This is a genomic window from Clostridium sp. D5 (genome assembly GCF_000190355.1).
Classification (GTDB): domain Bacteria; phylum Bacillota; class Clostridia; order Lachnospirales; family Lachnospiraceae; genus Faecalicatena; species Faecalicatena fissicatena_A.
Genome location: NZ_GL870821.1, coordinates 90,977 through 104,207, shown reverse-complemented (window position 1 = coordinate 104,207; position 13,231 = coordinate 90,977). Strand labels below are relative to the sequence as shown.

Annotated in this window: 11 protein-coding genes and 1 other annotated feature; of the genes, 1 reads left to right on the top strand and 10 read right to left on the bottom strand. The window is 46.2% G+C overall.

The window, feature by feature from the left end; translation table 11 throughout:
• Positions 1-585 precede the first annotated feature (585 nt).
• On the top strand, positions 586-1,896 hold the full coding sequence (locus tag HMPREF0240_RS21420) for an alpha-amylase family glycosyl hydrolase (protein ID WP_035314516.1): 1,311 nt from the start codon (positions 586-588) through the stop codon (positions 1,894-1,896).
• 128 nt (positions 1,897-2,024) lie between these two features.
• On the opposite strand, the gene HMPREF0240_RS21415 is transcribed toward HMPREF0240_RS21420, so the two are convergent.
• The 10 genes from HMPREF0240_RS21415 to nagB all read right to left on the bottom strand — a co-directional run bounded on the left by HMPREF0240_RS21415 (position 2,025) and on the right by nagB (position 12,989).
• Positions 2,025-2,534 (bottom strand): flavin reductase family protein, encoded by a 510-nt coding sequence (locus HMPREF0240_RS21415; RefSeq protein WP_035314540.1) that lies wholly within the window; start codon positions 2,532-2,534, stop codon positions 2,025-2,027.
• Positions 2,535-2,781: 247 nt separating this feature from the next.
• Positions 2,782-4,005, bottom strand: coding sequence for a tyrosine--tRNA ligase (gene tyrS, locus HMPREF0240_RS21410; protein ID WP_009005492.1), 1,224 nt, complete (start codon positions 4,003-4,005; stop codon positions 2,782-2,784).
• A 110-nt stretch (positions 4,006-4,115) separates the two neighbouring features.
• Positions 4,116-4,427, bottom strand: a binding site (T-box leader).
• Between the two features lie 58 nt (positions 4,428-4,485).
• The gene (locus HMPREF0240_RS21405; RefSeq protein ID WP_035314514.1) at positions 4,486-5,634 is read right to left on the bottom strand and encodes a double-cubane-cluster-containing anaerobic reductase; all 1,149 of its coding nucleotides are present in this window, start codon (positions 5,632-5,634) and stop codon (positions 4,486-4,488) included.
• A gap of 68 nt (positions 5,635-5,702) precedes the next feature.
• Positions 5,703-6,488, bottom strand: a complete 786-nt coding sequence (locus tag HMPREF0240_RS21400) for an acyl-CoA dehydratase activase (protein ID WP_009005490.1) — start codon at positions 6,486-6,488, stop codon at positions 5,703-5,705.
• Positions 6,489-6,794: 306 nt separating this feature from the next.
• Positions 6,795-8,234: an N-acetylglucosamine-specific PTS transporter subunit IIBC gene (gene nagE, locus HMPREF0240_RS21395; RefSeq protein WP_009005488.1), complete on the bottom strand. Its 1,440-nt coding sequence runs from the start codon at positions 8,232-8,234 to the stop codon at positions 6,795-6,797.
• 97 nt (positions 8,235-8,331) lie between these two features.
• Entirely contained in the window at positions 8,332-8,814 is a 483-nt protein-coding gene (locus HMPREF0240_RS21390; protein ID WP_009005487.1) for a PTS glucose transporter subunit IIA, read from the bottom strand.
• A gap of 15 nt (positions 8,815-8,829) precedes the next feature.
• On the bottom strand, positions 8,830-9,666 hold the full coding sequence (locus HMPREF0240_RS21385) for a PRD domain-containing protein (RefSeq protein ID WP_009005486.1): 837 nt from the start codon (positions 9,664-9,666) through the stop codon (positions 8,830-8,832).
• Positions 9,667-10,012: 346 nt separating this feature from the next.
• Entirely contained in the window at positions 10,013-11,053 is a 1,041-nt protein-coding gene (locus HMPREF0240_RS21380) for a hypothetical protein (RefSeq protein ID WP_009005485.1), read from the bottom strand.
• The gene (nagA, locus tag HMPREF0240_RS21375) at positions 11,050-12,168 is read right to left on the bottom strand and encodes an N-acetylglucosamine-6-phosphate deacetylase (protein ID WP_009005484.1); all 1,119 of its coding nucleotides are present in this window, start codon (positions 12,166-12,168) and stop codon (positions 11,050-11,052) included. Before nagA ends, HMPREF0240_RS21380 begins: the two co-directional genes overlap by 4 nt.
• 89 nt (positions 12,169-12,257) lie before the next feature.
• A complete protein-coding gene (gene nagB, locus HMPREF0240_RS21370; RefSeq protein ID WP_009005483.1) occupies positions 12,258-12,989 on the bottom strand; it encodes a glucosamine-6-phosphate deaminase in 732 nt (243 codons plus the stop codon).
• Positions 12,990-13,231 lie beyond the last annotated feature (242 nt).

Below are 13,231 nucleotides of genomic sequence, written 5' to 3'. Positions count from 1 at the left end.
ATCTGTTGAAGAAGAAAGATTGATAAGAACTGAAATTAAAGAAAGAAATAACAGGCGGCTGTCAGGAATATATACGTCCCAGCAAGTGGAATTTAGTCTTGTCCCCTTTAAAAACACGTCTAAAGTCCGCTTTCTTAACATGCCCAGAAAGCCCTTTCTGAGCAGACAGCTTTGTTATTTCTCTTCTTGATTGTATCACTTAATTCTACTTTTAGGAATACCAAAAGTGGTAATCGCTCTTTTTGTAAGAGTAATTGCCACTTTTCTTTTTGCCGTTTTCAAAGTGGAAATAAACTTTTCACTTCACCCTTTCTATATCTTTCTATATATCTTTCCATATATAACTCTCTATGCAAAATGGCTATATGGATTAAGTGTTGACTTACCGAACACGAAAACTATTCAAAAATAGATTTTTACAGCCTGCAATCCATGTACACTTTCTCATGCGCCTAAGAGGACGGAAAATTCCTGGTTAACTCTATTAAAATAAATTATTTTGATACCGGTTTATGTTATACTGAAATGGTACTTTTATTTATATAAGAAGCATGAAAACAATTATTTAGAAAGCAGGTGGAATTTATGTGGGCTTATAATGAAACTTTCTATCAGATATATCCGATTGGATTTTGTGATGCCCCCGTCCATAATGACGGAATCACGGTATCCCGAATAAGAAAGATTGCAGAGTGGGGTGAATATCTCCAGGAACTGGGGATTGGTTCCATTATTCTGAACCCCATGTTCGAGTCCGATAACCACGGATATGATACACGGGATTTTAAAAAGATCGACTGCAGACTCGGCACAAATGAGGATTTTAAATACGTATGTGATGCACTTCACTCCCACGATGTCAAGATCATGCTGGATGGCGTGTTTAACCATGTAGGCCGCGGTTTCTGGGCCTTTCAGGATGTAAAGGAGAAAAAACAGGAATCGCAGTACAAGGACTGGTTCCACATCAATTTTGATGGAAACAGCGGCGATAATGACGGTTTCTGGTACGAAGGCTGGGAAGGTCATTTTGAGCTTGTTAAACTGAATCTGCAGAATCCCGCAGTTGTTGATTATCTGCTGGAATGCGTCCGTTTCTGGATCGAGGAATTCGGCATTGACGGACTGCGCCTTGACGTTGCTTACAGCCTGGATCACAATTTTATGAAACGGCTGCGCACCTTCTGCGAAGATCTTAAGCCGGGATTTGCCCTGATCGGGGAAGTGCTGTTCGGTGACTATAACCTGATCGTCAACGACGAAATGCTGCATAGCTGCACCAACTATGAATGCTATAAAGGCATCTATTCCAGTTTCAACAGTATGAACCTCTTTGAGATTGCCCATTCGCTCAACCGGCAGTACGGACCTGAACAATGGTGCATATATCGGGGCAAACACCTGATGAATTTCGTGGACAACCACGATGTTACCCGGATTGCCAGCATTCTCACCAACAAAGAGCATATCATCACCACATACGGTATACTGTTCGGCATGCCTGGAATCCCCTGTTTATACTATGGAAGCGAATGGGGCGAGGAAGGGGTGAAGGCGCCTGACAATGACTACGCGCTGCGGCCTCCTTTCGAAGAGCCAAAACCTAACAAACTGACCGACTTCATCCGGACCCTGATAGCAATACGAAGAGACAGCGATGCTCTCTGCAACGGCGGATACCATAATGTGGTGATCACAAACCACCAGCTGATCTTCGAGCGGAAGTCAGAGAAAGAAAAGATCTTTGTGGCCATCAACGCTTCAGATTCCGATTTTACTGCTGGAAGCAGGGAACTGCAGGGAGACTATCTGAACCTGATAACCGGAAAAGAAGGAACCTTAAACGGCGGATTGGATATGGCACCGTACAGCGTACAGTATCTGAAGATTTCTTAGGCGGATTGTACAGACTGCCAGACAGTGCTGCAATTATTTTATAAAATAATTGCAGACATATGAATTGAGCGCAGGGTTCGTGCCCTGCGCTCAATTCAACTTATACAAAAAATACATTCCGCTTTACATTATACTTCCTTCACCAGCATCTTGAGGATCTCCGCCATATACATGGTGTGATAATCTTTTCCAGGATACCACTTGGTATCATTTTCTTCTACATCAAAATGCTCTGCAGCCATATCCTGGTGATACTGTTTTTTACAGATAAGTATCATATTGGCCTCTTCAAACGCAGTTGTTCCATCCGTATAGTACGGAGTCAGGCCGGCCTCAGCTTCCTTATCGCAGTCTCTTCCGGACTTACTTCCGCAGATACTCAGCGCCTTTCTGCAGGACTCATCATAGAAGGACAGTGTAAATAACTCATTGGCATCCACAAATTCTTTTGTGTAGCGCTGCGGACGGATATAAACGCTTACTACGTTTTTCCCCCACATTACGCCCACACCGCCCCAGCTGGCTGTCATGGTGTTGTGTTTCTCCTGATCGCCCGCTGTTACGAGCATCCATTCCTTGCCTATCTTTGTAAACGGATTGAACTGCAGTTCCTCTGCGGATATTTCTTTAAATCCCATCATCGGTTACCTCCTGTATATACATTATTCTGCAGCTTGCTGCAGATCCGCCCGTAAGGGCATGAGTTACGGTGTGCCCTTTGGGTATACTTTAATCTGCGCTTCTGCGCAGACCCGCCCGCAGGGCATGTATTACGGGGTGCCCTTGGGGTATACATTATTCTGCTGCTTGCTGCAGACCCGCCCGTAAGGGCATGTATTACGAAGCCCCCTTGGGTCTACTATATTATAACTACTCCGGTACTGCTTATTTTAACACAACTTTACGGAAGTTCTTTTTACCTTTTTTCAATATTAAGCCATCTCCGGCAAATGCATCGGCCGTAAACACTTCATGGATATCTGTAACTTTTTCTCCATCTACAGCGATTCCACCCTGCTCCACAGCACGTCTTGCCTCTGATTTGGAAGTAACAAGACCACTCTTTAACAACAAGGTGAGGATATCCACTGCGTTCTCCTGGAGATCTTCTGCTGTCAGCTCTGCCGTAGGCATCTCCGCTGCATTTCCCTGGCTGAACAGTGTTCTTGCACTTTCCTGTGCCTTCTCCGCCTCTTCTTTCCCGTGAATCATCTGCGTCAGCTCAAAGGCAAGAATTTCTTTCGCCTTATTTAACTGACTGCCTTCCCACTCGTCCATGGCATTTATTTCCTCAAGCGGCAGGAATGTCAGCATACGGATGCATTTTAATACGTCTGCGTCAGCAATATTTCTCCAGTACTGATAAAAATCAAACGGAGAAGTCTTCTCCGGATCAAGCCATACTGCACCCGACTGAGTTTTCCCCATTTTATTGCCTTCCGAATTCAGAAGCAGGGTAATGGTCATGGCACTCGCATCTTTTCCCAGTTTTCTGCGGATCAGTTCCGTTCCGGCCAGCATATTCCCCCACTGATCGTCCCCGCCGAACTGCAGATTGCAGCCGTATTTCTGGTATAATGCATAGAAGTCATAAGCCTGCATAATCATGTAGTTGAATTCCATGAACGTCAGGCCTTTTTCCATTCTCTGCTTATAGCACTCGGCCGCAAGCATGCGGTTTACGCTGAAATGAGAACCAACCTCACGCAGAACCTCTATATAGTTCAAATCCAGAAGCCAGTCGGCATTATTTACCATCATGGCTTTTCCTTCTGAGAAATCAATAAAATTGCTCATCTGCTTTTTGAAGCAGTCACAGTTGTGCTGGATCGTCTCCGTGGTCATCACCTGGCGCAAATCTGATCTTCCGGATGGGTCGCCTATCATCCCAGTTCCGCCTCCGATCAGGGCAATCGGCTTATTTCCTGCCATCTGCAGGCGTTTCATCAGGCAGAGCGCCATGAAATGTCCCACATGAAGGCTGTCGGCTGTTGGGTCAAATCCGATATAAAATGTCGCCTTTCCATTGTTGATTAAATCCGAAATCAATTTTTCATCTGTTACCTGGGCAATCAGCCCTCTGGCCTGCAATTCTTCGTACAGTGTCATTTTTTTCATTCTTCCTTTCTCAATCTGTTCTGATCTTTTTCATATGCGTGCAGACGCGGCACCAGTCTCCCGCATCCTCCACATATTTAACGCAAAAAGAGCCCTCCATCCAAAAGGACGAGGGCTCATAAACTCGTGGTACCACCTTTATTCGCAGACGACTCGCATCCTCTGCCTCAGTGAGTATATCCTGTACATATGCAGCACCCGCAGCATACTATACATAATTACTCAGTGCAATAACGTGCACCACTCCGTCACAGCCTACTTGCAGTTCCGGCATTCCTATACCGGTTCTCATATACGTTGGGTGTGAAGCTCCGAGATGTATTCGTCACCAACCGTGTCATGCGCCTCTCATCAGCCGGCAGCTTTCTGTCTTCTCCGCATCGGTCACTACTTGTTCTCTTCATCGCTTTTTTCATATCTGTTGCAATCTTATCTTATTCTTATGCATTTGTCAAGGCAGAAAATCAAGTTCTACAGCATTTCGATAAACGCCGCGATCCTCGTGTTGAGCTGCCCTAAATCTGCCATGGAGTAATCTGTCTCTACGCTGATATACGGTTTTCCCTGTCCGTTTACAAATTTGCGGATTCCCATGGACTCAACACTGTATGTATGACAGGCCTGCAGGATTACTTCCACCACGCCGTCCACCCGGAACTCTTCCATAAGCCTCCCAAGAAGCTCCAGCCGGTTCGGATTCGGAGTCATAACTGAGCAGCCGATATCCAGATATCTTCTTGCAATTGCCTCGTAAATGTCCTCCGCCTCCTCATCCACCATCTTATCAAATGATTTTGCCCCTGCGCAGTTTTCATAGGAAACTACCACACCGCCATTCTCCTCAATCGACCGGATCACCTTTTCCGTGGCACCGCCGATCGGGCAGCCTGTCACCAGTATCCTCGGCTTCTTCCCAACATTCTTGCCTTCCTGATACTCTTTCTTAATCTTTTCTGTCAATGCATCGACCTCTGCCGGAATCGCTTTTTTATCAAACTTAAAGGTACTGCCGTACATAACATGAAATAAGTCCTGACCGCTGATCGGCGCCGGATCATTCGCCATAACGCTGTACAGCCCCTTGATGGATCTTCTCACATCATTCATCACGCGCACTGCTTCTCTTACCTGTTCATCGGTGATCTTAACCTCGAATTTTTCTTCCAGATATTCTTTGACACGGATAATCTCGTTTTTCCATAACCGGAGCCCGTCTTCCGACTGGCGGTTCGGCAGTTCCATCAGATAGACCGGTTTAATCTCTGACATATATTCATACATTTTCTTCTTTCCGTCACACGTAGTCTCTCCTACTACCACATCCGAAAAATAAAAGAACGGACATTTATCCGTCTTCGCAAATCCATAGCTGGACTTAATCAGCGGACACAGATTCTTCGGCAGATCCTTTTCCGCCTCCGGAATCGTCTCATCAGATGTGGAACAGAGCCCCACAACTGCCGCTCCCATAGCCATCGCTATCTCCTGCGGAAAATAGGTACAGTAAACGCCCACAACAGGAACGCCCTTATCCTTAAGCTGCTTGATTCCCAGAAATGCTTCCTGACGCTGCTTGGCAAACTCTTCAAATACTTCCGGTAATTCTTTGATTAACTCCATTTTTCTGTTCCTCCTGAATTTAGGCATTATCCCGCAGCTTAGCTGCGTTCCATCTACAAGGGCATATGTTAGCAGGCTCCCCCTGTGTTTGATCTATTCGCCTTTTCCTCTGCCAGATAAGAAGCCCCCAGTGCCCCTGCATATCTGCCATACTCTGTCGGCTCCACATTTTTTCCCAGCTTCTCTGACAGACGTGATGAAAAATACAAACTATGGCTCAGTCCGCCCGTCAGAATCACTCTGTCTGAAAGCTTCTGCCTCTGTGCAAGCTGCGCGACTTTCCCTGCCACAGATTCGACTACACCTGCTGCAATATCCTCCCGTACTTTTCCTGCTCCAATATAACTAATCACCTCAGACTCCGCAAACACAGTGCAAAGTGAACTAATGGGAAGTACACTCCCATCAGCTGCCAGTTGAAACAGCTCATCCAGCGTAATCCCGAGCCGGTTTGCCATGATTTCGAGAAACTTTCCCGTTCCTGCAGAGCACTTATCATTCATCAGAAAGTCAGCTACAGCCCCATTCTGAACCTGGATCACTTTTGTATCCTGCCCGCCCACATCAATCACCGTACATTCATCCCCTGCCAGCACTCTCCCGCCGCGGCCATGACAGGTAATCTCTGTAATCGCATAATCCGCAAAATCCACCGAAATCCTACCATATCCCGTCGCCGCGGTCACCGTATCCGCACCACTCACATCAATCCCGTCCTCTTTCAGGCGGTCCTGAATCATCCCCGCAGTCTCACGCCCGTTCCACCCGGTAGGCATCACAAACCACCGTGTCTTCTCCCCGCGCACCACTACTTTGGACGCAGTAGAACCAATGTCAATTCCCACATAATTCATAACCAAAACTCCCGTCTGCATACTGCTGTATTAATGCTAACACGTCCCCTGTCTAAAGTCATATCGATTTTTCGTATGTATAGGAAGATTTATTGGAAGGGTCGATGAAGGACCGTCTGCCTGGAAGGGTATTGTGCAGTTCCACCGCCCCCCTTCTGCCGCGCAGCGTCCCCTCAACACCGCATCAAAAAAGACCGCTCAACGCGGCCTTCTCCGAAAGGGATTATTTTTCTACTGCAGGACACCACATACCAGATGCCCTGCGGGCAGTTCTGCAGCCAAGCCGCAGATTAAGATTTGCTCTGATTATTTGCAGAGTTTCTTAAATTCATCAGCAACAAACTGAACTTTCGTTCCTATAATGACCTGGACAGCATTCTTGCTCGGTCTGATAACTCCGGCTACGCCTGCTGATTTGATCATTTTTTCGTTTACTGCTGTATAATCTTTGATTTCAAGACGAAGTCTTGTAATACAGTTATCAACAGATGTAACGTTTTCCTTTCCGCCTACGCCTTCCAGGATAATTCTTGCAATTTCTGTGAAGTTGTCATTAGAAAGCTGTACTCTTGATTCATCTATGTCATCGTCTTCGCGTCCCGGTGTCTTCAGGTTAAACTTCACAATGACAATTCTGAATACAATGTAGTAAACTACGGCTACAATAAGACCGATCGGGATCAGGTACAGCGGATGCTCAGCAAACGGAGCCTTGAAGCTCAGGAACCAGTCCACGAAGCCCGCACTGAAGTTGAATCCCGCACGAACCGGCAGCAGAGCTACAACCGCCATAGAGATACCTGTTAACAGAGCATGGATTACGTAAAGTGCCGGTGCCAGGAACATGAATGCAAACTCCAGAGGTTCAGTAACACCTGTGAAGAATGAAGATAATGCCGCTGCCATTAACAGACCTGCTGCAACTTTCTTCTTGTTTTCTTTTGCTGTGTGGTACATAGCCAGTGCTGCTGCCGGAAGACCGAACATCATAACCGGGAAGAAACCTGACATATACATACCTGTCTGTCCTGCGATACCGCCTTCCATTGTACCCCAGAATTTACCGATATCATTGATACCCGCAACATCGAACCAGAATACGGAGTTCAGTGCATGGTGCAGACCGAACGGAATCAGCAGTCTGTTGAAGAATCCATAGATACCTGCTCCGATAGCGCCTGTGCTCATGATAGCTTCGCCAAATGCTACGAGTGCTCCGTAGATAACCGGCCATACAAAGTACAGAATAATGGTTGCCACGAGAGAAGCGCCTGCTGTTACAATTGCTACGCATCTCTTACCGCTGAAGAATGAGAGTGCATCCGGTAATTTTGTACTCTTAAATTTGTTGTAACAAGCTGCTCCAATCAAACCACAGAGAATACCGATAAACTGTGTCTGTGTCTTTCCAAATGCTGCAGGTACAACTGCTTCTTCTACGCCTTTGAACATTGCTACAACAGATGTTGACAGCAGTGTCGTGACCATCAGCCATGAAACAAGCCCTGCAAGACCTGCTGTACCATCGTTGTCATCAGACATGCCGACAGCAACACCAATTGCGAACAGAATCGCCATATTGTCGATCAAAGCTCCCCCAGCTTTCAGCAAAAATGCTGCGACAATATTGTTTGCCCCCCAGCCTGAAGGGTCAATCCAGTAACCAATACCCATCAGAATAGCAGCAACCGGAAGACATGCAACCGGAAGCATCAAGGATTTACCTAATCTTTGTAAATATTTCATGTTTTTCCTCCTTCTCGAATCCCTTTGATTATCTAATCCCTTTTTATTTTAATCCGGCACACTGCCGGCTAAAATACACCCAATATATGACCGTTTCTTATTCTTCAATAGAGAGAATATCGTCACCAGCTTTCACTTCTCTGCCGTCCATTGCTTCCACAGATGCATAATCACCTGTATTGCAGATCAGCATCGGAGTGATGATATCGTAGCCTGCTTCTTTTACTTTCTCCAGATCTACCGTCAGCAGAAGGTCGCCCTTTTTCACTTTATCCCCGGCTTTCACATGGCCCTCGAAGCCTTCTCCCTTCATCTGCACTGTATCGAGGCCTACATGGATCAGAACCTCTGCGCCGTAATCCGTTGTCAGGCTGACAGCATGCAGGGTATCAAATACCATCCCGATTTCACCGTCTTCCGGTGCATAAATCTTTCCCTCGGAAGGAATGACTGCAACACCTTTGCCAAGAATCTCCTCCGCGAATGTTGGGTCATTTACTTCCTTAATGGAAACTGCCTTTCCTGCTGCCGGTGCTCCCAGTACATGCTTTTTGTCTTTTTTCTTAAACATATTAAACATCTTTTTTTCCTCCTTTTATTCTTCTGCCATCGTGACTCTCCGGATATGGATGGACAAATACATGATTTCTTCTCCGGATATCTTACTGTCCGTTGCATCTTCTATATATTCTGCTATTTTTCTGCTGCACGCATACTCCCTTGGATACTTTGTCATCATCATCTCTGCCAGTTCGCTTTCCTCGTTGGGAAGCAGCTCTTTTCTGTAGACTCTCTGCAGAAGGAACTTTACGTGTGTGACGAATCTCTCATAGTGGAGCGAGTCCTCATCAAACTCCATATCCAGTTCGCTCTTGACAATATCTAGTATATCTTTCATCTGATTCGGGAAATTCAGTGCGTCTCTGATATCGGTGCCGTACTCCGCATTTACAAAATGGAGTGCTATAAAACCTGCCTCGTCATCCGGCAGTGCAATGTGCAGCCTCTCCCAGATCATATCCACTGCATATTTTCCCAGCTGGTACTCCTGCTGGTAAAATCTTTTAATCTCCCACAGCAGCGCATTTTCAGGTTTGATCCCCTGCGTGAATCTCTCAATTGCAAAATTAATATGGTCTGTCAATGTAACATATATGCTCTGATTCAGCTTTAATTTGAGATGCCTCTTGGCGTGAGAAATAATATCATTGGATATCTGCGCATGCTCCAGAGGCATATTCGCAAGCAGCTCTTTGAACTGTTCCGCTACGCTCTGGCTCTTGATGCGGAAGATCTTTTCAATCTTCTGCTCTGCAACTTCCCGTCCGGGTTTGGTGCCGAACCCGATGCCGCGTCCCATAATGACAACTTCTCTGCCCATATCATCATAGGCAGAAACTATATTATTATTTATAACCTTTTCAATTACCATAATAGTCCTGCATTCCTTTTTAACAAATTCTCTGCTTACCTGTTTTATTGTTTCCAGTTTTTTCAGATTGCTATTAGGTTCTCATAGGACATTTCTGGAAGAAACCTCCCGGGAAACTAGAACGGATCCTACATAAAATAAAAAAACCAAACTCCATAAACACGACTTATATGCCCTGCCTATAAAATCTGGTTTTGCCTGCCTTACAGTAACAATCCATTTCTATTCATTTGATGTATAAACTATAACAAAATTATTCATCTATGTCAACTGCCTGCAGAGAAGAAATTTATACTTTGGTAATAATGTTTATATTTTTTTAATATTTTCGTGCAAAACCACCAAATCAATCGTATACGAAATATTCCACGAATTTCATATGATTCACGGCCTCCTGCTGTGTCAGGTACTTCTGGTTCCCCAGGTCAGACCCCTTTGCACCGCTGGCATCCACATAGATCGTCTGCCCGTTCATAGAAACCGCGCAGAACACATAGCTTTCCTGTACACTCCGGCTTTTGTTCCATGTGCCGAGCACAACATGCGACTCCATTCCGGCACGGCCGCAGAGTTCGGATAAAATCTTGGCATATCCCAGTGCAGTCGCCTTGTGCTCCGTTAGAGCCGACAGACTGTTATAAATATAAACCCCGTCAAATACTTCCTCCATAGAAGAAACGGATGAGGCATCCTCCTCAATATTGGACGCAAAAGAAACGTTCTCGTCCAGCCATGACAGAAAATAATCTACTGCCTTTTTCTCACCATAATCAGAGGGAAGTCCTTCCATGATGCTGCCCAGGATCTCCTCTGTCTCGTTCTGTGTCTTTACGATCTCTTCCAGCTTCTCTTCCAGGTTCACTGACAACCCTTCCTGGACTTCGGCCAGATTCTGTACCTCGCCGTCCTTTCCGTAATTACCTGCCTGATTGATGCCTTCCGCACAGGATAAAAACAGGATCGCCTTGGTAATAACCTTATCCTTGACCGTTGTCAGATCCGATTCCTTATATTTCACATAAATGTTATCTTCTGTCATAGGAATGTCGTAAAAACCGTAGAAATAATTGTACCCTTCATCTTCCAGCGCAGTCGTCACGCGCAGATATTCCGGTCCGCTCATAGCCTCCGGAAATGTCACGGTACCGCCCTCCATATTGTCGAGCTTTTCTTTCATCAGATCATACACCGCAGCTTCTTTCGCTGTCAGCTGGTCATAATAAAATGTGGATACCGCTTCTCCGCTTTTACGTGGTTCATCCTTCAGTTTTGTAGCCGTGGCATTGGACAGAGTTGTCTGCCGCTGCCAATAAGCCAGAAAAACAAGAAGGATCACCACAAACCCTGTTATTAAGACAGCTTTCTGATGCTTTCGGATAAAATTCATGCCTGTTTTCTCCCATTTACATAGACAGCTGTTACATTCAGATCCTTATCTAAAAGAACTAAATCCGCTGCTTTTCCAGGTGTAATACTTCCGCATGCATCGTAGATGCCGATCTCCTTTGCCGGATTCATGGTGGCACATGCAATCGCATCCTCCAGCGGGATCTCCATCTGCTGCACTGCTACTCTGAGGCAGCCCATCAGGTCTGTCGCCGAGCCTGCTATCGTACCGTCTGCAAGTGTTGCTTTCGGTCCTTTTACAAACACATCCTGTCCACCCAGGGTATACTCTCCGTCCGTCAGCCCAGTTGCACGCATACTGTCGCTGATCAGAATCACTCTCTCGGCCCCGAACATGGCAAATGTCGCGCGCACTACAGATGGATGGATATGAACCCCATCGCAGATCAATTCCACATGGCAGTCCTCATCGTCCCTGGCAGCACCGATCACGCCCGGATCCCGGTGGCTCAGAGGCAGCATCGCATTGTAAAGATGTGTCACATGGCTGGCACCCTTTTCCAATGCCTTTGAAGCGGTATCATAATCCGCAGTGGTGTGTGCGATCGATACTACCACATCCTCTTTTACCGCCTCAATAAACTCCATTGCCCCGTCATTCTCCGGAGCAATGTCTACCAGCTTAACTAACCCGCCTGACTCCTTCTGCAGCTGTTCAAAAAGCGCCAAATCACAATTACGGATATGTTCTGCTGCCTGGGCGCCCTTTTTCTTTTCACTTATAAAAGGCCCTTCCATATTGATGCCCACCAACTTTGCACCGTTACCGCCTTCATAGGCCGCCGCTGTCTTCATAATCTTATGAAGCTCCTCCTCAGCCAGTGTCATTGTTGCGGGACAGATCGAAGTGACACCGATGGAAGCCTCATATTCAGCCATATGACTGATGGCATCCAGACTGGCATCGCAGAAATCATCTCCCACGCAGCCATGAAAATGAATATCCACAAGACCCGGAATGGCAAAACAGCCCTTTCCATCCATTACTTCACTGCCGCCTTCTTCAGAGGAAACAAACTTTCCGCCGTTCATAGCAACCTCGCCTAAAGTGAATGTCTTATCCTCTCCGAAAACCTGAACATTTTTAATAATCATATTTTAACCTTCTTTCTTCCCCGCCCCAATGCACGGCTTCATGTACTTACCAATACTGTATCCGCAGAGCCGCCGCCCTGCATTGTAAGCTATCTTGGGATTTTAGATAATGCTGCTGCATCTGCAACAACCGTAACATCAGGATGCATCTGCAGGATGGATGCCGGCACTGACGGTGTAACATCGCCGAAGAATGCTTTTGCAACGATCTCAGCCTTGTCTTCACCGCTTGCAACTACCAGAATTTTCTTCGCACGCATGATAGTCCCGATACCCATAGTATACGCCTGTCTCGGCACATCATCCGCGGATGCGAAGAAACGTTTATTTGCTTCAATTGTGCTTTCTGTCAGATCCACGCAGTGAGTCTCTTTGTCAAAAACTTCAGCAGGCTCATTGAAGCCGATATGTCCGTTGTGTCCCAGACCCAGAAGCTGTAAATCCAGACCGCCCAGAGAAGCAATCAGGTCTTCATATCTTCTGCATTCTTTGTCGGAGTCCGGTTCCATACCGTCCGGTACATTGGTGCGTGCCGCATCAATATTTACGCGGTCAAACAGGTGTTTATGCATAAAATAGTAATAGCTCTGGTCATTTTCTCTGTCAAGTCCTTTATATTCGTCCAGGTTAGCCGTAGATACTCCTGAAAAATCCAGATCCCCCGCTTCATACATCTCTACCAGACGGTCATATGCGCCGATTGGTGTAGATCCTGTTGCCAGCCCCAGTACACATTCCGGCTTCATAACAACCTGTGCAGCTATGATGCCTGCCGCCTTTCTGCTCATGTCCGCATAGTCTTTTGCTTCAATAATTCTCATAGTTTCTTCCTCCACTATCGCTTATTTATTCTTAATTACCGGTTCTATTATATACCGATGCCTGCTTCCTGCACAAGCAGGTTCTCACGAAAAGACAAAGTCGCACCAGGCATTCACCCCCAGACCTGTATTTCCTGCTATGCAGGCATCTCTGCAGCAGCTGCGACACTATGCAGATCTTAAGGAGCCCCGTAATCATGCTTTATGTAACCCGGTAGCATAGAAAAAACCAGACTTTCAGA